This window comes from Neobacillus sp. NPDC058068 (assembly GCF_042885335.1).
In the GTDB taxonomy this organism is placed as follows: Bacteria; Bacillota; Bacilli; order Bacillales; family Cytobacillaceae; genus Neobacillus.
In genome coordinates this window covers 1-26,130 of record NZ_JBHVSI010000022.1, presented here as the reverse complement: position 1 = coordinate 26,130, position 26,130 = coordinate 1, and the positions used below count along the sequence as shown (strand labels likewise).

The window sequence follows — 26,130 nt, the reverse complement described above, 5'->3', positions numbered from 1 at the left end:
TAATGAAATTATAATAAGTTAACGCGTTGAATTATTAAAGAAAATGATCGAACTGTTTTTCTTTATTCTAATTTTGGACTTCCTTCTATAAACTAATAGAAAAGGGATGTAGAGGGGGGCTTTTGGATGAGGCTCAGTGAATTAAGCGGTAAAGAAATTGTCGATGTAAAAAGGGCCGAGCGATTGGGGGTACTAGGATCTACTGACTTAGAAATTAATGAAGGAACTGGTCAAATACAGGCGCTGCTAATTCCTTCATTGAAGTGGTTTGGCTTTCGAAAGCAAGGCGAGGAAATCAGAGTACCATGGCACCATATAAAGAAAATAGGTGCTGAAATGATCATTATAGATGTACCAGAAGAAGATTAAGGATAGGAATTTAAAAAGGTCCAAGCAAAACATCATTTGCTTGGGCTTTTTTAATTTTACTCATGGTGGAAAACTCACCGATTGAAGCGTCCTTACATAAGATGGTGGAGTGATAAGAAGAAAAGCAGGAGCTAGACAATTAAAAGAATTCCTAGTTGGATTTTTAAAAAAGAAGGTGAATGTTTTCATGCTGACAGGGATGCAAATAGCCGTGATTGGCGGGGATGCCAGACAGCTGGAAATTATCCGCAAGTTAACCGAATTAGATGCGAGAATATCGCTGATTGGTTTTGAACAGCTTGACCACGCCTTCACCGGTGCAGTCAAGGAAAAGTTGGATGAAGTTAATTTTTCAAATATGGATGCTCTTATTTTACCTGTGCCAGGTACAGATTTGGAAGGTCAGGTAGAAACAATTTTTTCAAATGAAAAGGTAATTATAACTGGCGATATGCTGGAGAAAACGCCTGAACATTGTACGATTTATTCAGGGATTAGTAATTCATATTTAAATGGAATTACAACCAAGAGCAAACGGCCTTTAATCCAGTTATTCGAGCGGGATGATGTTGCCATCTATAATTCTATCCCAACCGTAGAAGGAACGATTATGATGGCCATACAGCATACCGATTTCACGATTCACGGCTCAAATATTGCCATATTAGGCTTAGGAAGAGTGGGGATGAGTGTGGCCCGAACCTTTGCGGCACTAGGGGCAAAAGTAAAGGTAGGGGCTAGAAAAAGTGAACATTTGGCTAGAATCACGGAAATGGGGCTCACCCCCTTCCATTTAAATGATTTAGTAAATGAAGTAAAGGATACCGATATTTTAATTAATACGGCTCCGCATTTAATTGTTACGGCAACAGTCATTTCCAAATTGCCTGCCCATTCACTTATTATTGATCTGGCTTCCAAACCAGGCGGTACTGATTTTAGATATGCGGAAAAAAGGGGAATAAAGGCCTTACTTGCCCCTGGGCTTCCTGGAATTGTGGCTCCAAAAACAGCCGGTCAAATCCTGGCAAATGTTCTATCCCAACTGCTTCAAGATGATTTAAGTAGGCGAAAGGGGAAAGTAAAATGAGTTTAAAGGGTAAAAGGATTGGCTTTGGCCTAACTGGCTCACACTGTACGTATGATGCTGTATTTCCGGAAATTGAAAGATTAGTTCAGGCCGGCGCAGAGGTAATGCCAGTTGTAACTTTTACAGTTAAAAATACAGAAACCCGTTTTGGTAAAGGGGAAGATTGGATTGAGAGGATTGAGGATTTAACAGGACATAAGGTCATTGATTCCATAGTCAATGCAGAGCCTTTAGGACCGAAAATCCCGCTTGATTGTATGGTAATTGCTCCTTTAACAGGTGTTTCAATGAGTAAATTTGCTAATGCGATGAACGACAGTCCCGTCTTAATGGCTGCCAAAGCCACTCTTAGAAATTTAAAGCCAGTCGTCCTTGGCATTTCAACGAATGATGCACTTGGTTTAAATGGTGTAAATTTAATGAGGTTAATGGCAACAAAAAACATCTATTTTATTCCCTATGGTCAGGATGATCCGGTGAAAAAACCAAATTCAATGGTTGCGAGGATGACGCTACTATCTGAAACTGTGGAAGCTGCAATTGAAGGCCGACAGATTCAGCCTGTCCTAGTCGAAAGGTATAAAGACAGTGACTAATTCTTCCCCTTTCTTTCAAAATGAATAAGGTGTTTCATGCTGTTCCGCCCATTTTCCATTAAAAAAGGTTATTTCTTAATAGGAATATGTTAAAATAAATTAACTATTCATCAGTGGGGGGATAACTCCCGCTGGTGACATATTCATAATAAAAATGACCAGAAATTATACACGTGAAAGATTGAAGGGAGAACATGTCATGAGTAAGCACGATGGTTATCATGTTGCGGTTGTTGGAGCAACAGGAGCAGTAGGACAACAAATGATCCAAACACTAATTAATGAAAATTTCCCAATAAAAGAACTTACTCTCTTATCCTCAGCCCGGTCGGCAGGGAAAAGAGTGAATGTAAATGGTCAGGAATATACGATTAAAGAAGCGAAGCCTGAGAGCTTTGAAGGAGTAGAGATTGCGTTATTCAGTGCCGGTGGAAGCGTATCAAAGGAACTTGCTCATGAAGCGGTAAAACGTGGTGCCATCGTCGTGGACAACACTAGCGCCTTTAGAATGGATGAGGATAAACCATTGGTTGTTCCGGAGGTAAACGAAGCGGACTTGCTTCACCATAATGGAATTATTGCTAACCCAAACTGCTCAACGATTCAAATGGTTGTAGCCTTAGAACCTGTTCGTCAGAAATATGGGTTAAAAAAGGTTATAGTATCAACCTATCAAGCGGTTTCAGGTGCCGGGGCTGCAGCAGTAGAAGAATTAATGGAACAGACAAAGTCTATTCTTAATAAAGAAGCATTTGAACCAAAGCTTTTACCGGTGAAAGCTGATAAGAATCATTACCAAATTGCATTTAATGCAATTCCACAAATTGATAAGTTCCAAGAAAACGGTTATACATTCGAAGAAATGAAAATGATAAATGAAACAAAGAAAATTATGAACATGCCGGAATTACAGGTTTCGGCAACGTGCGTCCGTCTTCCAATTGCAGTTGGGCATTCAGAATCTGTTTATTTCGAAATTGAAGCAGAAGACGTAAGTGCGAATGATATCAAAGCATTATTAATGGATGCTCCAGGAATTATTTTACAAGATGATCCGGAAAATCAAGTATATCCAATGCCGGCAAATTGCGTTGGAAAAAACGATGTCTTTGTTGGGCGGATCAGGAAAGACATCGATGAAGACCGCGGGTTCCATATGTGGGTAGTTTCCGACAACCTGCTTAAAGGAGCAGCATGGAATTCAGTTCAAATTGCCGAAAGTTTGGTTAAATTAGGTTTGGTTAAATAAAGATACAACCAACAAAGGTAGGTTTTGGTGTCACCATGAAAATTATTGTCCAAAAATTTGGCGGTACATCTGTCAAAGATGAGAAGAGCAGGAAACATGCAGAAGGTCATATCAAAAAAGCATTATCAGACGGTTATAAAGTAGTTGTCGTTGTTTCCGCAATGGGGAGAAAGGGAGACCCCTACGCAACCGACACCTTATTATCATTAATCGGCGGGAATATAAGTAAAATCTCAAAACGAGAACATGATTTGTTATTGTCTTGCGGCGAGGTTATTTCTAGTGTCGTTTTTTCGAATATGCTAGTGGAGAGCGGTATCAAGGCAGTGGCTTTAACGGGAGCTCAAGCAGGTTTTAGGACCAATAACGACCATACAAATGCAAAAATCAACGAAATGAAATGTGACAGGCTTCTAAGGGAATTAGAGAATAATGATGTAGTTATTGTTGCCGGTTTTCAAGGAGCGGCAAAAAATGGTGACATTACGACGATAGGCCGCGGCGGCAGTGATACCTCAGCCGCAGCCCTAGGTGCGGCCCTTAACGCCGAATGGATTGATATTTTTACCGATGTCGAAGGAATTATGACCGCAGATCCGCGCATTGCTGAAAATGCCCGTCCGCTTCCAGTGGTCACTTATACAGAAGTTTGCAATATGGCCTATCAGGGTGCAAAGGTCATTCACCCAAGGGCGGTAGAAATTGCGATGCAGGCAAAAGTGCCGATTCGCATTCGCTCCACATATTCCGAAGCCCCTGGCACATTAGTAACAACATTAAATAGGAATAATCGCGGCAGTGATATCAGGGAACGAGTTGTAACAGGGATTGCTCATGTTTCAAATATCACCCAAATAAAGGTTTTTGCGAAAAAAGATCAATACTATTTGCAGTCCGAAGTGTTTAAGGCGATGGCTAATGAAAAAATCAGTGTAGATTTTATCAATATTTCACCAAACGGTGTTATTTATACAGTTACGGAAGAAATGACGGACAGTGCTATCCAAGTCTTAAATGAATTGGGTCACGACCCTGTTATTGAACGCCATTGTGCGAAGGTTTCTGTTGTAGGAGCAGGGATTGCAGGCGTGCCAGGAGTAACCTCGAAAATCGTTACCGCCCTTTCCGACAAAGGAATTCGTATTTTACAATCGGCGGACAGCCATACTACTATTTGGGTGCTGGTAAAGCAGGATGACCTAGTTAAATCCGTCAATGCCCTGCATGATGCCTTTCAATTAGAAGAAGAAATATTTGAATACAATTTTACAGATCTCTAATGGTTATATAAAAAGGGACCATTCGCGAAAAGAAATAAAGAGATACATTGGCTGATGGGGCTGACCAACTGTATCGAAAGGAGTAGGAAAAAATGGTTCATTTCGGGCGAGTATCTACGGCAATGGTTACCCCTTTTGATAGAAAAGGGCATATTGACTTTGCAAAGACCACTCAATTAGTAAATTATTTAATTGAAAATGGAACAGATTCTTTAGTAGTTGCCGGGACTACCGGAGAATCCCCAACATTATCGAAGGAAGAAAAGCTGGCATTATTTGATCATATTGTAAAAGTTGTTAATAAGAGAATTCCAGTGATTGCTGGGACGGGAAGCAATAATACTTATGCCTCGATTGAATTGACTAAAAAAGCAGAACAGCTTGGTGTGGATGCGATTATGGCAGTCGCTCCCTATTATAATAAGCCAAATCAAGAGGGGTTATTTCAGCATTTCAAAGCAATCGCTGAAGTTACTACACTTCCGCTAATGGTTTATAATATTCCTGGAAGGGCAGCCGTGAATATCCTTCCGGAAACTGTGATTCGTCTTTCAAAGATAGCTAATATTGTTGCTGTAAAGGAAGCAAGCGGGGATTTAAATGCAATGACGCATATAATTGCTAATACGGATGACGATTTTGTTTTATATAGTGGTGATGATGGCTTAACAATCCCCGTTCTGTCAATTGGCGGAGTGGGTATAGTCTCAGTTGCTTCACATGTAATTGGAAATGAGATGCAGGAAATGATTAAAGCATTTTTTGACGGCGAGAACCGCAAGGCAGCTCAATTACATCAACATTTGCTTCCGATTATGCAGGGATTATTTGCTGCTCCAAGTCCTGCTCCTGTTAAGACTGCGCTGCAGGTAGCAGGAATGGATGTTGGCTCAGTAAGACTGCCGCTTGTGGGCTTAACCGAACAAGAGCGTGCAGCCTTAATTTCGATATTAAATAAGAAATAAAAGAATGAGCCAGCCAAAACGGTTGGCTCTTATTTTTTTCACATTGGATAATATAGCTAATTAAGTTGTAAAGGTTTTCTGAAATCAAGTATAATAGTCATAACTGATTTCGGTCGGGTTAACCCAGCATAGCATAGGAGGATATAGAAATTGATACAGAAAAAAAATAATTCCATTAAGGTCATTTCACTTGGTGGTATAGGAGAAATCGGAAAGAATATGTACCTTGTAGAAGTGGATAAGGACATATTTATCATTGATGCGGGCTTAATGTTCCCCGAGGAAGAAATGCTTGGCATCGATATGGTTATTCCTGATATTACTTATTTAAAAGACAATAAGGAACGGATAAAGGCGATTTTTTTATCACACGGACATGAAGACCATATTGGTGCGCTTTCCTTTGTTTTAAGCCATGTTGATGTGCCCGTCTATGGGACGAAACTAACACTTGCGCTTGCAAGTGCAAAGCTAAAGGAGCAGACCTTTAATAGGAAGGCGAATTTCATTGAAGTGGATTCCGATTCGATTGTAGAATTTGATTCTGTAAATGTAAGCTTCTTTCGAACAAATCATAGTATTCCTGATTCAGTGGGAATTTGCATCCATACTTCTGAAGGAATTATCGTTTATACTGGCGACTTTAAATTTGATCAGGCGGCAACCAAGCTTTATAAACCGGAAATTGGAAAAATGGCAGCCATCGGTGACCAAGGAGTTTTATGTTTATTGTCTGATAGTACCGAAGCTGAAAAACCGGGCTATACAGCATCTGAAGCGATAGTAGAACGAGAAATGTCGAATGCTTTTTATAATGCACCTGGCAGGATCATTGCCGCTTGTTTTGCATCAGATATCAACCGAGTCCAGCATATTTTTAATGCTGCTAGGGAGAATGGACGGAAAGTTGCCGTTGTTGGGAAAAGTCTTGAACGAATTTACCATATTGCCTTTGATTTAGGATACTTAGAAGTTCCGGAAGATTTAATAATCTCAATTAGTGAGCTAAAGGAATATCAGGAACGTGAAATTGTCATTTTAATGACTGGCAGCCAAGGGGAGCCAATTGAGGCGCTTCAGAAAATGGCTAAGCAAACACATAAACTTTTAAATATCCAAACGGGGGATACCGTTTTAATCGCTGCTTCGCCACTTAGGGGAAGCGAGGTATTTTTATTCAAAACAATTGATTTGCTGTTTAGGGCAGGAGCTAATGTGATTTCTGGCAAACGAACGATTCATGTATCGAGCCATGGCAGCCAGGAAGAGTTAAAGTTTATGATCAATTTAATGAAACCGAAATTTTTCATTCCTGTACATGGAGAATATCGGATGTTAAAGGCACATAGAAAAGTGGCCATCGAGTGTGGACTGACAGATGAACAGATTTTTATCCCTGACCGCGGTGATGTCTTGGAATGGAAGGAAGGAACAATGTCTATTACTGGAAAAGTCCCCTCCGGTAATGTCCTCATTGATGGGATTGGTGTAGGTGATGTTGGGAACATCGTATTAAGGGACCGTAGACTTTTATCTCAAGATGGTATTCTCATCGTAGTTGTAACCTTAACAAAGCAAGATAAGAAAATTGCTGCAGGACCTGAAATCATTTCAAGAGGGTTTGTCTATGTTCGCGAATCGGAAAAATTGATGGAGGATTCGACAAAATTAGTGCGGGATATTGTTGAGAAAGTTACTGCAAAAGGTTCATTTGAATGGGCAAGCTTAAAGCAAGAAATAAGAGATGACTTATACCGATACCTATATGAAAAAACAAAAAGAAGACCAATGATACTTCCAATAATTATGGAAGTATAAAGATAAGGTACTGGGGCGCTGCTTCAGTACCTTTTAATCTTTCAAGCATGAAATCATTTCATAGGTAAATACTAAAATATATCATGCTTGAAGGGAGTATTAGGATGAATAACGATATTCAAAAAAATGATACTGATAACCAAGAAGGCGGAGAGCCGCAGAAAGAAGAAAAGGCTCCTTCTGCCTTAATGGAAAAAATTCAGCAGCTTGGGCAAACAAATGTACCACAGCTTTCACAGGATTCTAAAATTCATTGTTTAACGATTATTGGGCAAATTGAAGGACATTTAGCTTTGCCGCCGCAAAATAAAACAACAAAATATGAACATATAATTCCTCAGCTTGTAGCGATTGAACAAAACCCAAAGATTGAAGGAGTTCTGATTATTTTAAATACCGTTGGCGGTGATGTGGAAGCGGGTCTTGCGATTTCGGAAATGCTTGCGACACTTTCAAAACCGACTGTCTCAATTGTATTAGGCGGCGGGCATTCAATTGGTGTGCCAATTGCTGTATCCTGTGACTATTCATTTATAGCTGAAACGGCTACAATGACCATTCATCCGATTCGTTTAACAGGTCTTGTGATCGGCGTCCCGGCTACCTTTGAATATTTGGATAAAATGCAGGAGCGGGTAGTCAATTTTGTCACGAAGCATTCAAAAATAACCGAAGAGACTTTTAAAGATTTAATGTTCGCGAAAGGGAATTTAACAAGGGATATCGGCACGAATGTCATTGGGGCGGATGCCGTAAAAAGTGGATTAATAGATGATGTCGGCGGGCTTGGACAGGCAATGAAGAAGTTAAATGAAATGATTGATCTGCAAAAAGAAAAAAATGAGGGGCTGATTCAGTGATTTTATATACGATGATGCCGAATGAACTAATATTTCCATATGAAGCAGATATGATAAATAAACAACAGATGATTACCTTTCAGGGGATACCGCTATTGGTAGATGCTGCTGACCAGCAAAATGTTCAGGTTGTCCGCATTCTTAGCAGCGACCCCCAGCATTTTATGGACGAACGGATTTGCCCTGGGGCAAAAATTTCTGTGAACCAGGAAGGATTGTCCGCATTGTAGTAATAGAGTATGGTATAATCAGGATATGTAGACAAGAGCAGCCAAACCGGCTGCTCTCCTTTTTCTTCAAATAAAAAATGACGACCATAAATAATACATACAAGGTGATTAGATGGCTAAGAAAAAGAGAAGACAATCAAAAAAGAGAGATATCCATTTAAAACGGACCGTCCAATATGAACTATCCGCACTTGCTATATTAGCGTTAGCAATTATTTCAATAGCAAAGCTGGGGGCAGTCGGCAAAGCAACGGTTCTCTTTTTCCGTTTCTGGATGGGTGAATGGTATATGCTGGGTTTAATCGGGCTGGTGATATTAAGTGTGTATTTGATGTGGAAACGGGAAATTCCCTTTTTTTTTCATATTAAGTTAGTTGGCAGCTACTTTTTTGTTTCGGCCATTTTGCTGCTTAGTCATGTAACCCTCTTTCATAACTTGACGAACAATGGGAAGTTTACGAATCCAAGTGTAATCGCAAATACATGGGAATTATTTTGGATGGAACTAAACGGAGAAACAAGCACGCATGATTTAGGCGGCGGGATTCTCGGAGCAATATTGTTTGCGCTATTTCATTATCTATTTGCAGAAACAGGCACGAAAATTATTGCCTTTATCTTTATCATTATCGGCATTATTCTACTTACCGGAAAATCGATTGGAGATTTTATTGGAAAAATTATTATTACCCTGATAGATTTTTCAAAAAATCAATGGCAAGCCTTTAAAACGGATATGTCTGATTGGAAACAAAAACAACAGGAACGTAAAACGGAGTTGAAAGTTCAGAAACAACAAGCAAAAGAAAAACGCCAAGATGCCAGCGTACCTGAGATAAAAGGAAGGCTGCAGCCTAAGCAGGAAGAAATCAAAATTCCAGAGCCGATTATTTCTAGTTTTGCTGATAGGGCCTACATAGAAGAGGCACCAAAGAATAAAGATCCAAAAGAACTTGCGAATGAAAGCAATAGCGCCCCAGAAGAAAAAGCGGATGATGATGCACCACCGATCACGTTTACGGAAGTGGAAAATGTCGCTTACGAATTGCCGCCGCTCAGACTGTTAATGTTACCGAAAAAAACAGACCAAAGTGGGGAATATGAGCTTATCCATGCCAATGCCGCAAAACTTGAACGGACATTTCAAAGCTTTGGGGTGAAGGCACGTGTAACCCAAGTGCATTTAGGTCCAGCTGTTACAAAATATGAGGTCCATCCAGACGTTGGTGTGAAGGTAAGCAAAATTGTCAGCCTAAGTGATGACCTGGCATTAGCCCTTGCTGCTAAAGATATTCGGATTGAAGCTCCTATCCCGGGAAAATCAGCCATCGGCATTGAGGTTCCCAATTCAGAGGTGGCGATGGTTTCCCTAAGGGAGGTTCTAGAAGCTACCCAAAATGACAAACCTGATGCTAAACTTCTTATCGGTCTTGGCAGGGATATAACCGGTGAAGCAGTTCTCGCAGAATTAAATAAGATGCCCCATTTACTCGTAGCGGGGGCAACAGGGAGCGGGAAAAGTGTCTGCATTAATGGGATTATTACGAGCATATTAATGAGGGCAAAACCACATGAAGTGAAATTAATGATGATTGATCCGAAGATGGTTGAACTAAATGTTTACAACGGAATCCCCCATTTGCTAGCGCCAGTTGTTACCGATGCTAAGAAAGCGTCACAAGCGTTAAAAAAGGTAGTCAGCGAAATGGAAAGACGTTATGAATTGTTTTCCCATACCGGAACACGTAATATTGAAGGCTATAATGACCATGTAAGAAGGCATAATCTTGAAGAAAATGACAAGCAGCCGTTATTACCGTATATTGTCGTCATTGTTGATGAATTGGCCGATTTAATGATGGTCGCTTCATCAGATGTGGAAGACTCAATTACCCGGCTTGCACAAATGGCTCGTGCAGCAGGCATTCACTTAATCATTGCTACTCAAAGACCGTCTGTTGATGTCATTACAGGAGTGATAAAAGCAAATATTCCATCAAGGATTGCTTTCGCCGTTTCGAGCGCCACCGATTCACGAACAATCTTGGATATGGGGGGAGCCGAAAAGCTGCTTGGCAGGGGAGATATGTTATTCTTGCCAGTAGGTGCATCAAAACCAGTCCGGGTCCAAGGAGCATTCCTTTCAGACCAGGAGGTTGAAAATACAGTTGAATTTGTTATTTCGCAGCAAAAGGCACAATACCAAGAAGAGATGATCCCTGATGATATACCCGAGGTAACAGGTGCTGTCGATGATGATCTATATGATGAGGCCGTTGAGTTAATCGTAGAAATGCAAACCGCATCCGTTTCCATGCTTCAGCGCCGCTTCCGAATCGGTTATACAAGAGCCGCACGGCTGATAGATGAAATGGAAGCACGCGGTGTAGTTGGTCCATATGAAGGAAGTAAACCTAGGGCTGTATTACAAACTAAACCCAAAGAGGAACAAAGTTCATAAGAAAAATGCAAGCGCCGTGGAGCTGGACAATTCTCAAAGTCGAAATTTATTACTTCTTATATAAAAATAAAAAAGAGCCGTTTGGCTCTTTTTTTATACTAATTTTCAGAAAATTTGATACTATAGTATTAGGAGGTGAATGATCAAAAAAAGAAAAATCACTACTTTTATCCTAAAATATCACTTTCGTTCATTTTAAATATTATATTATAGCAGATTTTCATACAAAAATATCAGCAAACTTTATGACATTTCGTTAATTCAGACATTTTCCGACGAAATTTTTAATTTCTATTTATTTATCTCGAAAAAAATGTTACTATAAATCTCGATTAGTAGGAATGATATCAGATGTCTGATGTCTTAGGAAAAGGCCTGGAGGAAACAGCATGTCTATAAAGTCAGATAACCGGCATTTATATTTACAAGTGATCGATCGGTTGAAGCAAGATATTGAACACGGAGTATACAAAGAAAAAGAAAAATTACCTTCTGAATTCGATCTTGCTAAACAGCTTGGTGTAAGCAGGGCAACTCTTCGGGAAGCGTTGCGTATTCTCGAAGAAGAAAACGTTATCATTAGACGCCATGGTGTCGGGACGTTTGTAAATGCGAAGCCGCTGTTTACTTCCGGTATTGAGCAGCTTAATAGTGTCACTGACATGATTAAACAAGTTGGTATGAAACCTGGCACCATTTTCTTAAGCTCATCAACTCATAGTCCTACCGATGAGGATATTCGTCGTTTCTCATGTTCTGCTGATGAGGAAATTTTCGTGATGGAAAGGGTTAGAACCGCAAATGGGGAACCAGTCGTCTATTGTGTCGACAAAGTGCCTGAAAGACTTTTGCCTAAAACATTTTCCTATGAGGAAGAATCTATCTTCCATATTTTGGACGAGGAGGCAAACCGAAGAATTACCTACGCGGTTGCCCAAATCGAGCCAATTGGCTATCATGAAAGAATTTCGCCGATCCTAGAATGTGATCCTGAAACTGCATTGTTAGTATTAAAACAAATGCATTTCAACGAATTAGATGAACCAATCCTGTTTTCGGTAAACTATTTTAAAGCGGACAAATTTAGTTTTCACGTATTAAGGAAGCGAACATAATTTTTTTTTCCTTTTTGAAAACGCAATCAGTCTTCTTTATTAAATTCCTACAATATCAAACATAATTCATAGGGGGTACAATACCTTGAAAAAGCGTAAAATTGGAATGGCGCTATCACTAGTTCTTGCTGCTGGAACACTTTTAGGTGCTTGTGGAAAAAGTGATGACAACAAAACCACTGATACATCAAAGGGTGGAGACAAAGAAAAAGCTTTCTCTGTAGCGATGGTTACTGACGTTGGTGGTGTTGATGACAAATCATTTAACCAATCTGCTTGGGAAGGTCTACAAAAGTTTGGTGCAGACAACGGCTTGAAAAAAGGCAAAGGTGGTTTTAATTACCTTCAATCTACTTCTGATGCTGATTACACAACAAACTTGAATTCTCTTGCTCGTGAAGGCTTTGATTTAGTATATGGTATTGGCTTCTTAATGCATGACGCGGTTGATGGAATCGCAAAACAACAGCCAAAAACAAACTTTGCCATCATCGATGATGAAGTGAAACAACCAAACGTTGCTAGTGTTCTATTCAAAGAGCAAGAAGCTGCTTTCCTTGCTGGTGTAGCTGCAGCTCTTACGACAAAAACGAATCATATTGGATTCATTGGCGGTATGGAAATCCCAGTAATTGAACGTTTTGAATCTGGTTTCGTAGCAGGTGTTAAAGCAGCAAAACCAGAAGCAAAAGTTGATGTTAAATATTCAGGCGCATTTGACAAAGCTGAGCTTGGTCAAACGATTGCTTCTACAATGTACGCTTCGGGTGCAGACGTCGTCTTCCACGCTGCCGGTGCAACTGGAAACGGTTTATTTAAAGAAGCTGGTGACTTAAAGAAAAAAGATCCAGCACGTGAAATTTGGGCAATTGGTGTAGACCGTGACCAAAACGATATGGGTCCAGATGTAGTTTTAACATCTGCGATTAAACGCGTTGACGTTGCTGTTAATGACATCGCTACTAAGGCAAAAGATGGTAAATTCCCAGGCGGTGAACTGGCTATCTATGGTTTACAAGAAGATGGTGTAGGTTTAGCCCCAATCAATGCTAAAGCAGCAAACAAAGATGCTATTGATAAGGCAGTTAAAGAATGGATTGAAAAGATTAAATCAGGCGATGTAAAAGTTCCTGGAACACATGATGAATTAAAAACATTTAGTGCAAAATAATACAACTGAGGAATAAGCGGGATGGTACCTGCCCGCTTATTCCTTCTTAATGAAATCTTAACTGAAGTGTAGAAACCTACATTCTGCATTTCATTGAAGATTTTAGTGGGGAGAAATTCCCTGTTTTTTTAAAACTTGGAAAGGTCTGACCTCTTACTACTATTGGTCATAATTTCCTTTTATCTTATCACAGGGAGTGAGAAAAGATGGAATTTGTAATTGAAATGCTCAACATTCGTAAGGAATTTGGCAATTTCGTCGCGAATGATAACATTACCCTTCAATTGAAAAAGGGAGAAATTCATGCTTTACTCGGTGAAAATGGTGCCGGAAAAACAACATTGATGAATGTTCTTTTCGGATTATACCAACCAGAAAAAGGTGAGATTAGGGTAAAGGGAGAACCGGTACACATATCAAATCCGAATATTGCGAACGATCTTGGAATCGGGATGGTTCACCAACATTTTATGCTTGTTGATAAGTTCACGGTTACCGAGAACATTATTCTTGGTAAAGAAATTACGTCTGGTGGACAAATCAATATTAAAAAGGCTGAGAAAGAAGTTCGCGACATTTCGGAACGTTATGGATTGGCTGTTGACCCCCAAGCGAAAATCTCAGATATTTCCGTTGGAATGCAGCAACGGGTAGAAATATTAAAAACACTCTATCGCGGAGCTGAGATATTAATTTTCGACGAACCAACAGCTGTACTTACACCACAAGAAATTAAAGAACTCATTCAAATAATGAAAACACTCATTAAAGAGGGTAAATCAATTATCATTATCACTCATAAATTAAAAGAAATTATGGAAGTGGCTGATCGTTGTACAGTCATCCGAAAAGGAAAAGGGATTGGAACGGTCAATGTGAGTGAAACGAATCCGAATGAATTAGCTAGTCTAATGGTCGGACGTGAGGTTGATTTTAAAACGGAAAAAACACCTTCTGTTCCTAAAGAAGATGTATTGGATATTAAAGATTTGGTCGTTAAGGATTCTCGTGGCGTAACGGTTGTCAACGGATTGAATTTATCCGTTCGTGCCGGTGAAATTGTCGGTATTGCCGGAATCGATGGGAATGGACAATCTGAATTTATTGAAGCAATTACTGGTTTACTAAAAGCAGAAAGAGGCAGTGTTAAGTTAAATGGAAAAGAGCTGTTTGGTCTTTCTCCTAGGAAAATCACCGAATCAGGTCTTGGCCATATTCCACAGGATCGCCATAAGCATGGATTAGTTTTGAATTACCCAATCGGCGAGAACATGGTTTTGCAAACGTATTATAAACGGCCATTTTCGAAAAACGGAATCTTAAACTTTAAGGAAATTTACAATAAGGCAAGAACATTAATTAAAGAGTTTGACGTTCGGACACCAAGTGAATATGTTTTGGCACGGGCTCTTTCAGGTGGAAATCAACAAAAAGCTATTATTGGCCGTGAAGTGGATCGAAACCCGGATTTATTAATTGCTGCACAACCGACACGTGGTCTAGATGTTGGCGCGATTGAGTTTATTCATAAACGGTTAATTGAACAGCGTGACAATGGAAAAGCTGTTTTACTAGTGTCATTCGAGTTGGATGAAATTATCAATGTCAGCGATCGGATTGCTGTTATTTATGAAGGTCAAATTGTTGCCGTTGTCGATCCAAAAGAAACAACAGAGCAAGAGCTCGGATTGTTAATGGCAGGCTCGAATCGAAAAGAAGCGGGGGAAGGAACACATGTCTAAACGCTTAGTCAATATCTTAACACCCATTTTTGCTGTAATATTAGGAATTATTTTTGGAACGATCATCATGCTTGTGAGTGGATACAATCCAGTAGATGCATTTATTGCCTTAGGACAAGGGGCTTTTGGGGATGTGTATCAAATTGGTGAGGTCGTTAGACAGGTGACACCCTATATACTAGCGGGTCTTGCCGTTGCCTTTGCCTTTCGGGTTGGCTTATTTAATATTGGGGTTGAAGGACAATTTATCGTTGGCTGGCTTGCTGCTGTTTGGGTTGGAGTAACTTTCGACCTTCCTGCAATTATTCATTTACCGCTAGCCATTTTAGCCGCAATGATAGCCGGTGGTCTTTGGGCCTTCGTTCCAGGATTGTTAAAAGCACGTTTCCGCGTCCATGAAGTTATTGTTACGATCATGATGAACTATATTGCCTTGCACACGGTTAACTACATTGTTAATACGAAAATGAACCAAGGTTCATCAAAAACAGCGAAGATTCACGAGACTGCATCATTACGTTCTGACTGGCTGTCAAACCTTACGACTGGATCTTCCATCCACTGGGGTATTATCATTGCCATTATTTGTTGTTTTATCATGTGGTTCCTGTTAGAGAAAACTACAAGGGGCTATGAATTACGTGCTGTTGGTTTCAATCAGGATGCCGCTCATTATGCCGGGATGAATGTAAATAAAAATATTATTCTTTCCATGGTTATTTCCGGATGTTTTGCTGGAATTGCCGGTGCGATGGAAGGGTTGGGAACTTTCGGTTATATGGCTGTTCAAGGCGGGTTTACTGGTGTCGGATTTAACGGAATCGCCGTAGCGTTATTAGGCGGCAATACGGCACTTGGGGTATTCTTCGCAGCTTTATTATTTGGTATATTAAAAATTGGTGCCTTATCGATGCCGCTTGCAGGGGTGCCAAAAGAATTAGTTGATATTATCATTGCCTTGATTGTATTCTTCGTCGCATCAAGCTACATCATAAGGATTGTTCTTGAACGATTCAGCAAAAAGGAGGTGAAGTAAGATGAGTGGATTATTATTTTCTCTATCAAACACTGTTCTTGCCACCGCTTCTAATGGACATAGCGGCTTAAGCTTAATGCAAATATTAATGATTGTTGTTCCTTCAACATTATTATGGGCAGCCCCACTAGTCTTCACTTCATTAGGAGGAGTTTTCTCCGAGCGTTCTGGGGTTGTCAATATCGGTCTAGAAGGTTTAATGGTTATTGGAGCATTCTCATCAATTGTCTTTAACTTAACATTTTCTGATACATTTGGAAGTGCGACACCATGGATTGCTTTATTGGTTGCGATGGCAGCCGGTGCGATTTTCTCCATTCTGCATGCGGTCGCAGCGATTACCTTCCGTGCAGACCATACGGTTTCCGGGGTAGCGATTAACTTGCTTGCGGTTGGTTTAACCATGTTCCTAGTCAAGTTAATTTATGATAAAGGTGAAACAGATATCATAAAGCATAGTTTTGGTAAAGTTGATATTCCTTATTTGAGTAAAATTCCATATATTGGAGAGATATTTTTCCAAAACACGTATTGGACATCATTTGTAGCGATTATTGTCGCTGTAATTGCCTGGTATTTTATTTATAAAACTCCATTTGGCTTACGACTTCGCTCTGTTGGTGAACATCCAATGGCGGCTGATACGATGGGGATTAATGTAACGAAAATGCGGTATTATGGCGTTATTATCTCTGGAGCTCTTGGTGGAATTGGCGGTGGAGTGTATGCCCAATCGATCTCTCAAAACTTTAACCATGCCACCATCAGCGGTCAAGGTTTCATGGCGTTGGCCGCAATGATTTTCGGTAAATGGCATCCACTTGGTGCGATGGGTGCAGCCCTTTTCTTTGGTTTTGCCCAAAGTATTAGTATTATTGGATCAAGCTTACCTTTCTTAAGCAACATTCCAAACGTCTATCTGTTTATCGCACCATATGTATTGACGATATTAGCACTAACGGGCTTTATCGGCCGTGCAGAAGCACCAAAAGCAGACGGTGTGCATTACATCAAAGGAAGCAGATAATCTTAATCTTTGAACCCTCGATAAATCGAGGGTTCTTTTGCGCTTTTAAAGGGTAAATACTTGTATTGAACATGCTTGGCAAATTATAGTAGAAGTATATGTTTTATTTCTGAGGAAAAACTATAAAAATGTTTACATATTGTTAAGTATGACCTTTATTAGATAAGGAGGAACGTAAATGGACGCTGTAAAGGAAAACATCACAGAATTGCAGGGGTTTAAACTCCATGTAATTGAAACGGAAAAATACAAAACGAATACATTTTTTTGGAAAATGAAAGCACCTTTGACAAAAGAAGACGTAACGAAAAGGGCTCTCCTTCCACAAGTGCTCCAGAGCAGTTCAGCTAAATATACTTCAACACCGGCACTTCGGTCCTACCTCGATGAATTATATGGTGCGACGCTATTTGTTGATTTAGCTAAAAAAGGTGAATACCATATCATGAGTTTCACATTAGAAATTGCTAATGAGAAATTTTTAAGCGATTCAACTCCTTTATTAAAAAAAGGCTTTGAATTACTGGCAGAAATTTTGACCAATCCAAACATTTCGGAAAGTGCTTTTGACCACGAAACGGTTGAAAAAGAAAAGCGAACACATAAAGCGAGAATTCACTCTGTTTTTGATGATAAAATGCGCTATTCCAATGTCCGTCTTTTAGAAGAAATGTGTAAGAATGAACCCTATGCCCTTCAGGTGAATGGAGAAGCAGCAGATGTCGATGAAATTACGCCGGAGAATTTATACGATTATTATAAAAGAGCGTTTCTAGAGGATGAAATGGATCTTTATGTAATTGGGGATGTAAACGAGGAAGAAGTAAAAAAACTAGCAGGAGAGCTGCTGCAGTTTGAAGACCGGACACCTAAAAAGGTGAAAACACAGGAAATTAACAAACGGGCTGAAGTAAACGAGATTAAAGAAGAACAGGATGTAAAACAAGGTAAATTAAATATGGGTTATCGAACAAACATTGTTTATGGTGACCCCGATTATTTTGATCTTCAGGTTTTCAATGGCATTTTCGGCGGCTTTTCACATTCTAAGCTATTCATCAACGTCCGTGAAAAAGCCAGCCTTGCCTATTATGCTGCCAGTCGTTTAGAAAGCCATAAAGGGTTAATGATGGTGATGTCAGGGATTGATTTAAAGAACTATGACCAGGCAGTTAGCATCATTCATGAACAAATGGAAGCAATGCGAAACGGGGATTTCACTGACCAGGAAATTGCCCAGACAAAAGCTGTCATTCAAAATCAAATGCTCGAAACACTTGATACATCAAGAGGACTGCAGGAAATACTTTATCATAATATCATAGCAAAAACAGATATCAATCTTGAAGCGTGGCTGACTGAGATGCAGAAAACAACGAAAGAAGCCATTATGGCTGTGGCCAAAAAGATTGATCTTGATACAATCTATTTCCTAACAGGAACGGAGGCGGGAGATTGATGGAGAAAATAACTTTTGACCAGGTTCAGGAAGAACTATATCATGAAAAAATGGCGAACGGGCTCAATGTTTATATTTTGCCAAAGAAAGGCTTCAATAAAACGTATGCCACCTTTACCACCAAGTATGGTTCAGTAGATAATACATTCGTTCCATTAGGAAAAGAGGAGTATGTCAAGGTTCCTGATGGGATTGCTCATTTCCTTGAGCATAAGCTTTTTGAAAAGGAAGATGGCGATGTGTTTCAGCAGTTTAGCCGCCAAGGAGCATCCGCAAACGCATTTACATCGTTTACAAGGACTGCTTATTTGTTTTCGAGCACGTCCGATGTTGAAAAAAACTTAGAAACATTGATTGATTTTGTCCAAGAACCTTATTTTTCCGAAAAAACAGTGGAAAAAGAAAAAGGAATTATCGGGCAAGAAATTACAATGTATGATGATAATCCTGATTGGCGCTTATATTTTGGCCTGATTCAAAATCTATATCAACATCATCCTGTAAAAATCGATATTGCAGGCACCATCGAATCGATTTCACATATCACAAAAGATTGGCTGTATGAGTGTTACAATACCTTCTACCATCCGAGCAATATGCTATTGTTTATTGTCGGGCCTGTTGACCCAGAGCTTTTCATGAATCAAGTGAGGGAAAACCAAGCAAAAAAAGAATATAAGGATATGCCTGAAATCAAGCGTCAATTTTCAGACGAGCCGCAAGGTGCGGCAGAAAAAAAACAAGTGCTGCAAATGAATGTGCAAACACCGAAATGTTTAGTAGGCATCAAAGCACTCCATGTAGACCAAACAGGTAATGAAATGTTAAAAAACGAGTTAACAATGAATGTATTTCTTGATTTATTGTTTGGGAAAAGTTCAGAACACTATAACCAGCTGTATAATGAAGGTTTGATTGATGAAACATTTGCCTACGACTATACCCAGGAACAAGGCTTTGGCTTCGCCATGATAGGCGGAGACACGAGCGAACCGGATCAACTGGCAGAAAAGCTTAAAAAAATGCTCTTAGAAGCTACGAACAGCAGTACTTTTTCAGAAGAGCAGTTAGAAAGGGCAAAGAGGAAAAAGATTGGCGGATTTTTGCGGGCGATTAATTCACCTGAATATATCGCGAATCAATTTACCCGTTATGCATTTAATGAGATGAACTTATTCGATGTTGTGCCAACACTTGAAAAGATTACCCTGGGTGAAGTACAAACTTTAGCTGCAGAAGTTATTTCCGAGGAGCGCTTTTCCGTATGTCAGGTAATTCCAAAAAAGTAACAAAGTGAGGAAGCGCCGTTTATTCGGCGCTTTTCCTCCGAATTATTGTTTATTTTAGAGAGAGAGTGGTTTTTATGAAAAAATTCGCGCTAATCACGGGAGCAAGCGGTGGAATCGGACAAGCGGTTGCTTGTAACTTGGCAGCAAAAGGTTATCATTTATATTTACATTATCATAAAAATGAACAAGCAATTAAAGACTTACTGAACAAGCTTCAGCCTTATGGTGGAGAGTATATTCCCATCCATGCCGATTTGGGGGACGTAAATGGATATAAGACAGTATGTTCGCAAATTTTTTCCTTGGATGCGATTATTCACTGTGGAGGAAACAGTCATTATGGATTATTAATGGATTTAAGGCAAGAAGAAGCAGAAGCTTTACTAAATGTTCATGTATTAAGTCCGCTAATGATGACAAAAGAGCTGCTTCCGAAATTATTAAATAAGGGAACAGGAAATATTATTGTGATTACCTCTGTTTGGGGTCAAACTGGGGCTGCATGTGAGGTGGCCTATTCGGCATCAAAGGGTGCACAGATTGCGTTTGTAAAGGCCCTAAGTAAAGAAGTAGCTTTAAACGGCATTCGGGTTAACGCAATCGCTCCTGGTGCGGTTGAAACAAAGATGATGGAGGGATTTACAACGGAAGAGCTCGAACGGATTTCTTTTGAGATCCCAATGGGAAGACTTGGGCAGCCTGAAGAAATAGCGAGAAGTGTTGCCTTTTTACTATCAGACGAGTCTTCCTACATTACGGGGCAAGTCCTTGCTATTAACGGTGGCTGGTACACATAATAATCGGAAATATTTCATGAATAGTTTAAGCCGCTTATTCGCAAAATAACGATGTACTATTTTAAAAGGAGGTATGATGATGTCTGTTTTAGATAATTGGAAGCAGTGGCAAGAATTTCTTGGTGGTCGTCTTGAACACGCACAAAATGAAGGTATGAGTGAAGGTGCAATCAACAATCTTGCTTTTCAAATTGGGGATTATTTAGCAAATCAAGTGGATCCGAAAAATGAGCAGGAAAGAATTCTTTCTGACATGTGGTCAGTTGCTGACAAGACGGAACAACAGGCAATTGCGAATATTATGGTTAAACTTGTTAGAGAATAATCGGAAAGAGAGGGGGCATCTCCTCTCTTTTTTGTATGGAAAAGGGGCTTGCCTATTGCGGCGTGGTACTCCATATAAGTTTTATATGTTTTTCCTTTCATCTTTATACAAAATCATTTATTATTAGGTTTAGATGAGGAATTGTGAAAAAATTGTCGAAACTTCTTTTTAGGAGGTTTTTAATTTTGAAAAAAGAATGGTATTTAGAATATGAAATCCAAAAGAACCGTCCAGGGCTATTAGGAGACATTTCTTCTTTGTTGGGTATGCTTTCAATTAATATTGTCACCATCAATGGTGTTGATGAAGGAAGACGTGGTCTGCTTATTTTAGCAAAAGATGATGATCAAATTAAACGACTTGAGTCAATTTTACATACAATGGACACAATAAAATTAATCAAACTAAGAGAACCGAAGCTCCGTGACATACTAGCGGTCAGACACGGTCGCTATATTCAAAGGGACGCCGATGATAAAAAAACTTTCCGTTTTGTAAGGGATGAGCTTGGATTATTAGTAGACTTTATGGCAGAATTATTTATGCAGGATGGACATAAGCTAATTGGTATTCGCGGAATGCCCCGAGTTGGCAAAACAGAATCACTTGTAGCTGCAAGTGTTTGTGCAAATAAGCGCTGGTTGTTTGTATCATCCACGCTTTTGAAACAAACGATTCGCAATCAACTAATTGAAGATGAATACAATGAAAATAACCTGTTCATTCTTGATGGGATTGTCTCGACAAGGCGTGCAAATGAGCGTCACTGGCAGCTTGTCCGTGAAATTATGCGATTACCGGCTGTTAAGGTAGTGGAGCATCCTGATATATTCGTACAAAACTCGGAATATACCCTGGAAGATTTTGATTACATTATCGAACTAAGGAATGACTCTGAAGAAGAGATTACATACGATATTGTTGACCAGCATAATATGTTCTCCGGATCTGATTTTGGAGATTTTGATTTTTAATAAATTGGAAGGTGTTAATAGGTGACAGAATTAGGGAATCGACTAAAAGAAGCCCGAATAGCGAAAGGATTAAGTTTGGATGACGTACAATCCATGACAAAGATTCAAAAACGTTATTTAATTGGTATTGAAGAGGGTAATTATTCAAGCATGCCCGGGAATTTTTATGTGCGTGCCTTTATCAAGCAGTATTCCGAGGCACTGAGCCTCAATCCTGATGAAATTTTTGAAACGTATAAAAGTGAAATTCCGGCACCTTTAAATGAGGATTTACCGCAGCAATTATCAAGAGTGAAAACACAAAAAACGATGACAGATGGAAATTCAAAAATCTTTGATATTCTTCCGAAGATCTTAATCGGTGTGTTTGTTATTGGTATATTATCTACTGCCTATTATTTTTTTTCTCACTATTCCGGCACTGATTCAAAGAGCTTGACGAATAAAGAGAATGATCCCGTTAAACTTACTACGAACGAAAAGCTAGAAAAAGGGAATGAAAAAGATAATAATAAGGAAAAAGATAGTGAAAAAGACAGCGGAAAAGACAAGGAAACGACAAAACCGGAAGAAGAGAAGCCGCCTGTAGTAGAAGCACCTAAACAAGAAGTTTCGGTCGTACAAAGCAGTGGCAAGAATTCAACTTATGATTTAAAAAATGCAGACAAATTTGTTGTCAAATTGGTGTCAAAAGGTCAAACTTGGGTTAGTATTAAAAATGGGAAAGGGAAATCCTTTTTTCAAGGAACACTAAAAACACTTGAAACTGGCGGACCCGAGAGCCAAACCGTAGATTTATCGGCAGAAAGCAGTGCCGTTATTAGAGTTGGAAACGCGGCTGATACTGAAATCTATGTAAATGACCAATTGCTTGAGTATGCAGTTGCACCGACTAAAGATGTTCAGAACATTACGATTCAATATGTTCCGAAGAGCGAATAGTCATCTATTGATGGCTATTTTTCGCTTTCAATAAACTTGTGGAGGAAAATTATGAATATTCCAAACAAAATAACTGTATCAAGAATTCTTTTAATCCCCTTATTCTTGATCATTATGCTAGCTCCTTTTGATTGGGGGAAAATGAATTTTCTTGGGGCGAATCTGCCAGTAACCCATTTTGTCGGGGCATTGATTTTTATTATCGCTTCATCAACCGACTGGATTGATGGTCATTACGCCCGAAAGTATAATCTCGTGACCAATATGGGGAAATTTCTCGACCCGCTTGCGGACAAACTGTTAGTATCGGCTGCACTTATTGTCCTAGTGGAACTTAATGACGTGTATGCCCCTTCTTGGATCGTCATCATTATTATCAGCAGGGAATTTGCTGTAACCGGTCTGCGCCTGCTTCTTGCCGGTGAGGGTGAAGTGGTGGCCGCTAATATGCTGGGGAAAATTAAGACATGGACTCAGATAATCGCGATATCGTCCATTTTGTTACATAATTTTATTTTTGTGCTGATACCATTTCGCTTTGACATCGTGTCATTGTGGGTAGCATTATTTTTTACGGTATGGTCTGGCTGGGATTATTTTGCGAAAAATAGTCATATACTAAAAAACTCAAAGTAGGCTTTGACTGAGGAGAGATGAATGTGAACGCTGAGATTATCGCCGTTGGATCGGAATTGTTACTCGGTCAAATTGTTAATACGAATGCAAGATTCTTATCTCAGCACTTAGCGGGACTAGGAATTGATGTTTATTATCATACGGTCGTAGGTGATAATCCTGAAAGATTAAAAGCTGCGATTGAACATGCAGAAGCGCGCTCCGAAATCATTATTTTTACTGGCGGGCTCGGACCTACAAAGGATGATTTGACAAAGGAAACGATTGCTCGTCACCTTGGAAAAGGGCTCGTTATGGACGAAATGGCATTTGCTTCGATTGAGCTTTTTTTCAAGCGGACAAACCGGGTCATGACAGAAAACAACCGTAAGCAAGCCCTTGTCCTAGAAGGATCTCAGATTCTTGCCAATGATCATGGAATGGCACCAGGAATGGTGTTAGAAACAGGGGGCCATATTTATATGCTCCTGCCTGGGCCGCCAAAAGAAATGGAACCAATGTTTCTTGATTATGGAGGTCCAGCGCTTTCCTCAAAAACTGGTTCCAATGAGAAGATTGTCTCAAGAGTGCTGCGGTTTTACGGTATTGGGGAAGCGGCACTGGAAACGGAAGTCATAGATATCATTGAAGCGCAAAGCAATCCTACAATTGCTCCGCTCGCAGGTGATGGCGAGGTAACATTAAGATTGACTGCAAAACATCCTGATGAAAATATTGCACACACTATGCTTGATGATGTGGAAAAAAGGATCAATCAGCGTGTGGGAGAATTCCTTTATGGCTATGACAACACTTCGCTATTGCATGAGCTGATGAAAGTGTTAAAGGAAAGAAAATTAACCGTTACAGCTGCCGAGAGTTTAACAGGCGGGCTGTTCCAGCAGGAGTTAACTGCGATTTCAAGTGCAAGCTCAGTGTTTAAGGGCGGAGTCGTTTGCTATTCAAATGAGGTTAAGCAGCATATTTTGCAGGTGAATCAAGAAACGCTAGAAAAACACGGCGCCGTGAGTGAGCAATGCGCAAAAGAGCTCGCGGAAAATGCGGCAAGGATTTTGGCTGCGGATATCGGAATTAGCTTTACTGGTGTAGCTGGTCCGGAAGAACTGGAAGGTAAACCAGTCGGCACTGTTTATATTGGAATTGCCGCTAAGGGAAGCCCGACAATTGTTGAAAAGATTACCTTTAGTGGTACAAGAGATGCGATCCGTAATCGAGCCGTAAAATTCGGCTGTTATTTTTTATTAAAGAATCTGAAAGAATCACAGAATGCGAAATAAGCATTCCGTGATTTTTTTTTGGAGTTTTTTTTATGCTGTTTTGGTGAATTTTCCGACAAATTAAGAATTAGTGCTTATCGAGCCACTAACTATGTAATAAGAGGCGTTTGAAGGGCTAAATTGTCAATTTTGCCAGAATAAATAGTTTGGAATGATACAGAATAAATGTTCGTGTTTTTACTCGACAAATTGGATGAAAGAGGTTATATTATTAATAGGTATTATTTTGCTAGATTCAAGTAAATTTTAAAAAAATTTTTATTATAAAAGGAGGAACTATTTGTGAGTGACCGTAAGGCCGCCTTAGAAATGGCGTTAAAACAAATAGAAAAACAATTTGGTAAAGGTTCCGTCATGAAGATGGGAGAGAAAACAGATACGAAGATCTTAACATCTCCCAGCGGCTCATTAGCACTTGATGCAGCACTAGGGGTTGGCGGGTACCCCCGCGGCAGAATAATCGAAATATATGGGCCAGAAAGCTCGGGTAAAACAACAGTTGCTTTGCATGCAATTGCTGAAGTACAAGCAAATGGTGGACAAGCAGCGTTTATCGACGCCGAGCATGCCCTCGATCCAACATATGCACAAAAGTTGGGTGTTAATATTGATGAGTTATTGTTATCGCAGCCTGATACCGGTGAACAAGCTCTTGAAATCGCAGAGGCACTTGTCCGAAGCGGTGCAATTGATATTATTGTAGTCGACTCAGTAGCTGCACTAGTTCCAAAAGCGGAGATTGAAGGGGAAATGGGAGATTCTCACGTTGGTTTACAAGCACGCTTGATGTCCCAAGCACTTCGTAAACTATCCGGCTCCATTAACAAATCGAAGACAATTGCTGTCTTCATTAACCAAATTCGCGAAAAAATTGGAATTATGTTTGGAAACCCCGAGACCACGCCTGGGGGCCGTGCGCTCAAGTTTTATTCGACAATTCGTCTAGAAGTACGCCGTGCTGAAACACTTAAGCAAGGCACTGATATGGTCGGTAACAAGACAAAGATCAAAGTTGTTAAGAATAAAGTTGCGCCACCATTCCGGACTGCTGAAGTAGATATTATGTATGGTGAAGGAATTTCTAAAGAAGGCGAAATCATTGATTTAGGCTCTGAATTAGATATCGTTCAGAAGAGCGGTTCTTGGTATTCCTATAATGATGAAAGACTTGGTCAAGGGCGTGAAAACGCAAAGTTATTCTTGAAGGAAAATCCTGATCTCCGTCAAGAAATTCATCAAAAAATTCGCGATCATTACGGTTTAGACAGCGAAAAGGTTATTACAGAAACAGATGATGACGATCAATTTGAGTTAATTGATTAATTAATTTGGCTGTGTTAAAGCACATTGTTGATTTTGAGCACAATGTTGATTGGAGTGGAAGGCGCGAGACTCCTGCGGGAGCAGCGGGACAGGTGAGAC

Annotated in this window: 24 protein-coding genes; all 24 read left to right on the top strand. The window is 39.8% G+C overall.

The window, feature by feature from the left end; genetic code table 11:
• Nucleotides 1-126: 126 nt before the first annotated feature.
• The 24 genes from ACFVSW_RS22420 to recA all read left to right on the top strand — a co-directional run bounded on the left by ACFVSW_RS22420 (nucleotide 127) and on the right by recA (nucleotide 26,031).
• Nucleotides 127-369, top strand: a complete 243-nt coding sequence (locus tag ACFVSW_RS22420; protein WP_387318833.1) for a YlmC/YmxH family sporulation protein — start codon at nucleotides 127-129, stop codon at nucleotides 367-369.
• Nucleotides 370-556: 187 nt separating this feature from the next.
• Nucleotides 557-1,459, top strand: coding sequence for a dipicolinic acid synthetase subunit A (gene dpaA / locus ACFVSW_RS22415; protein WP_387318887.1), 903 nt, complete (start codon nucleotides 557-559; stop codon nucleotides 1,457-1,459).
• Nucleotides 1,456-2,055, top strand: a complete 600-nt coding sequence (gene dpaB, locus ACFVSW_RS22410) for a dipicolinate synthase subunit B (protein WP_387318832.1) — start codon at nucleotides 1,456-1,458, stop codon at nucleotides 2,053-2,055. The genes dpaA and dpaB overlap by 4 nt, the downstream gene beginning before the upstream one ends.
• A gap of 199 nt (nucleotides 2,056-2,254) precedes the next feature.
• Nucleotides 2,255-3,304 carry an aspartate-semialdehyde dehydrogenase gene (gene asd / locus ACFVSW_RS22405; protein WP_387318831.1) on the top strand — a complete coding sequence of 350 codons (1,050 nt, stop codon included), beginning with the start codon at nucleotides 2,255-2,257 and terminating at the stop codon, nucleotides 3,302-3,304.
• A 35-nt stretch (nucleotides 3,305-3,339) separates the two neighbouring features.
• The gene (dapG, locus tag ACFVSW_RS22400) at nucleotides 3,340-4,584 is read left to right on the top strand and encodes an aspartate kinase (RefSeq protein WP_387318830.1); all 1,245 of its coding nucleotides are present in this window, start codon (nucleotides 3,340-3,342) and stop codon (nucleotides 4,582-4,584) included.
• A gap of 92 nt (nucleotides 4,585-4,676) precedes the next feature.
• Nucleotides 4,677-5,549: a 4-hydroxy-tetrahydrodipicolinate synthase gene (gene dapA, locus ACFVSW_RS22395; protein ID WP_387318829.1), complete on the top strand. Its 873-nt coding sequence runs from the start codon at nucleotides 4,677-4,679 to the stop codon at nucleotides 5,547-5,549.
• A 150-nt stretch (nucleotides 5,550-5,699) separates the two neighbouring features.
• Entirely contained in the window at nucleotides 5,700-7,367 is a 1,668-nt protein-coding gene (locus ACFVSW_RS22390; RefSeq protein ID WP_387318828.1) for a ribonuclease J, read from the top strand.
• 104 nt (nucleotides 7,368-7,471) lie between these two features.
• Nucleotides 7,472-8,227 carry a ClpP family protease gene (locus tag ACFVSW_RS22385; protein WP_387318827.1) on the top strand — a complete coding sequence of 252 codons (756 nt, stop codon included), beginning with the start codon at nucleotides 7,472-7,474 and terminating at the stop codon, nucleotides 8,225-8,227.
• The gene (locus ACFVSW_RS22380; RefSeq protein ID WP_387318826.1) at nucleotides 8,224-8,457 is read left to right on the top strand and encodes a YlzJ-like family protein; all 234 of its coding nucleotides are present in this window, start codon (nucleotides 8,224-8,226) and stop codon (nucleotides 8,455-8,457) included. The genes ACFVSW_RS22385 and ACFVSW_RS22380 overlap by 4 nt, the downstream gene beginning before the upstream one ends.
• 112 nt (nucleotides 8,458-8,569) lie before the next feature.
• Complete coding sequence (locus ACFVSW_RS22375) at nucleotides 8,570-10,918, top strand: DNA translocase FtsK (RefSeq protein ID WP_387318825.1); 2,349 nt, start codon at nucleotides 8,570-8,572, stop codon at nucleotides 10,916-10,918.
• A 389-nt stretch (nucleotides 10,919-11,307) separates the two neighbouring features.
• Nucleotides 11,308-12,033, top strand: coding sequence for a GntR family transcriptional regulator (locus ACFVSW_RS22370; protein ID WP_387318824.1), 726 nt, complete (start codon nucleotides 11,308-11,310; stop codon nucleotides 12,031-12,033).
• An 85-nt stretch (nucleotides 12,034-12,118) separates the two neighbouring features.
• On the top strand, nucleotides 12,119-13,204 hold the full coding sequence (locus ACFVSW_RS22365) for a BMP family lipoprotein (protein WP_387318823.1): 1,086 nt from the start codon (nucleotides 12,119-12,121) through the stop codon (nucleotides 13,202-13,204).
• 206 nt (nucleotides 13,205-13,410) lie between these two features.
• Nucleotides 13,411-14,946: an ABC transporter ATP-binding protein gene (locus ACFVSW_RS22360; RefSeq protein ID WP_387318822.1), complete on the top strand. Its 1,536-nt coding sequence runs from the start codon at nucleotides 13,411-13,413 to the stop codon at nucleotides 14,944-14,946.
• Nucleotides 14,939-15,982: an ABC transporter permease gene (locus ACFVSW_RS22355; protein ID WP_387318821.1), complete on the top strand. Its 1,044-nt coding sequence runs from the start codon at nucleotides 14,939-14,941 to the stop codon at nucleotides 15,980-15,982. The genes ACFVSW_RS22360 and ACFVSW_RS22355 overlap by 8 nt, the downstream gene beginning before the upstream one ends.
• A 76-nt stretch (nucleotides 15,983-16,058) precedes the next feature.
• Entirely contained in the window at nucleotides 16,059-17,009 is a 951-nt protein-coding gene (locus ACFVSW_RS22350) for an ABC transporter permease (RefSeq protein WP_387318886.1), read from the top strand.
• Nucleotides 17,010-17,187: 178 nt separating this feature from the next.
• On the top strand, nucleotides 17,188-18,468 hold the full coding sequence (gene yfmF, locus ACFVSW_RS22345; protein WP_387318820.1) for an EF-P 5-aminopentanol modification-associated protein YfmF: 1,281 nt from the start codon (nucleotides 17,188-17,190) through the stop codon (nucleotides 18,466-18,468).
• On the top strand, nucleotides 18,468-19,757 hold the full coding sequence (gene yfmH / locus ACFVSW_RS22340; protein WP_387318819.1) for an EF-P 5-aminopentanol modification-associated protein YfmH: 1,290 nt from the start codon (nucleotides 18,468-18,470) through the stop codon (nucleotides 19,755-19,757). Before yfmF ends, yfmH begins: the two co-directional genes overlap by 1 nt.
• 74 nt (nucleotides 19,758-19,831) lie before the next feature.
• On the top strand, nucleotides 19,832-20,554 hold the full coding sequence (ymfI, locus tag ACFVSW_RS22335) for an elongation factor P 5-aminopentanone reductase (protein ID WP_387318818.1): 723 nt from the start codon (nucleotides 19,832-19,834) through the stop codon (nucleotides 20,552-20,554).
• A gap of 79 nt (nucleotides 20,555-20,633) precedes the next feature.
• Nucleotides 20,634-20,879: a DUF3243 domain-containing protein gene (locus ACFVSW_RS22330; protein ID WP_387318817.1), complete on the top strand. Its 246-nt coding sequence runs from the start codon at nucleotides 20,634-20,636 to the stop codon at nucleotides 20,877-20,879.
• 182 nt (nucleotides 20,880-21,061) lie between these two features.
• Nucleotides 21,062-21,853: a DUF3388 domain-containing protein gene (locus ACFVSW_RS22325; RefSeq protein ID WP_387318885.1), complete on the top strand. Its 792-nt coding sequence runs from the start codon at nucleotides 21,062-21,064 to the stop codon at nucleotides 21,851-21,853.
• Between the two features lie 21 nt (nucleotides 21,854-21,874).
• Nucleotides 21,875-22,795, top strand: a complete 921-nt coding sequence (locus ACFVSW_RS22320) for a helix-turn-helix domain-containing protein (protein ID WP_387318816.1) — start codon at nucleotides 21,875-21,877, stop codon at nucleotides 22,793-22,795.
• A 51-nt stretch (nucleotides 22,796-22,846) separates the two neighbouring features.
• The gene (gene pgsA / locus ACFVSW_RS22315) at nucleotides 22,847-23,431 is read left to right on the top strand and encodes a CDP-diacylglycerol--glycerol-3-phosphate 3-phosphatidyltransferase (protein WP_387318815.1); all 585 of its coding nucleotides are present in this window, start codon (nucleotides 22,847-22,849) and stop codon (nucleotides 23,429-23,431) included.
• 23 nt (nucleotides 23,432-23,454) lie between these two features.
• On the top strand, nucleotides 23,455-24,708 hold the full coding sequence (locus ACFVSW_RS22310; protein WP_387318814.1) for a competence/damage-inducible protein A: 1,254 nt from the start codon (nucleotides 23,455-23,457) through the stop codon (nucleotides 24,706-24,708).
• A 282-nt stretch (nucleotides 24,709-24,990) separates the two neighbouring features.
• The gene (recA, locus tag ACFVSW_RS22305; protein WP_387318813.1) at nucleotides 24,991-26,031 is read left to right on the top strand and encodes a recombinase RecA; all 1,041 of its coding nucleotides are present in this window, start codon (nucleotides 24,991-24,993) and stop codon (nucleotides 26,029-26,031) included.
• Nucleotides 26,032-26,130 lie beyond the last annotated feature (99 nt).

Coding starts and splice junctions, on each gene's coding strand:
- ACFVSW_RS22420 (WP_387318833.1), top strand. CDS start 127: ATGAGGCTCAGTGAATTAAGCGGTAAAGAAATTGTCGATGTAAAAAGG.
- dpaA (WP_387318887.1), top strand. CDS start 557: ATGCTGACAGGGATGCAAATAGCCGTGATTGGCGGGGATGCCAGACAG.
- dpaB (WP_387318832.1), top strand. CDS start 1,456: ATGAGTTTAAAGGGTAAAAGGATTGGCTTTGGCCTAACTGGCTCACAC.
- asd (WP_387318831.1), top strand. CDS start 2,255: ATGAGTAAGCACGATGGTTATCATGTTGCGGTTGTTGGAGCAACAGGA.
- dapG (WP_387318830.1), top strand. CDS start 3,340: ATGAAAATTATTGTCCAAAAATTTGGCGGTACATCTGTCAAAGATGAG.
- dapA (WP_387318829.1), top strand. CDS start 4,677: ATGGTTCATTTCGGGCGAGTATCTACGGCAATGGTTACCCCTTTTGAT.
- ACFVSW_RS22385 (WP_387318827.1), top strand. CDS start 7,472: ATGAATAACGATATTCAAAAAAATGATACTGATAACCAAGAAGGCGGA.
- ACFVSW_RS22375 (WP_387318825.1), top strand. CDS start 8,570: ATGGCTAAGAAAAAGAGAAGACAATCAAAAAAGAGAGATATCCATTTA.
- ACFVSW_RS22370 (WP_387318824.1), top strand. CDS start 11,308: ATGTCTATAAAGTCAGATAACCGGCATTTATATTTACAAGTGATCGAT.
- ACFVSW_RS22360 (WP_387318822.1), top strand. CDS start 13,411: ATGGAATTTGTAATTGAAATGCTCAACATTCGTAAGGAATTTGGCAAT.
- ACFVSW_RS22355 (WP_387318821.1), top strand. CDS start 14,939: ATGTCTAAACGCTTAGTCAATATCTTAACACCCATTTTTGCTGTAATA.
- ACFVSW_RS22350 (WP_387318886.1), top strand. CDS start 16,059: ATGCAAATATTAATGATTGTTGTTCCTTCAACATTATTATGGGCAGCC.
- yfmF (WP_387318820.1), top strand. CDS start 17,188: ATGGACGCTGTAAAGGAAAACATCACAGAATTGCAGGGGTTTAAACTC.
- yfmH (WP_387318819.1), top strand. CDS start 18,468: ATGGAGAAAATAACTTTTGACCAGGTTCAGGAAGAACTATATCATGAA.
- ymfI (WP_387318818.1), top strand. CDS start 19,832: ATGAAAAAATTCGCGCTAATCACGGGAGCAAGCGGTGGAATCGGACAA.
- ACFVSW_RS22330 (WP_387318817.1), top strand. CDS start 20,634: ATGTCTGTTTTAGATAATTGGAAGCAGTGGCAAGAATTTCTTGGTGGT.
- pgsA (WP_387318815.1), top strand. CDS start 22,847: ATGAATATTCCAAACAAAATAACTGTATCAAGAATTCTTTTAATCCCC.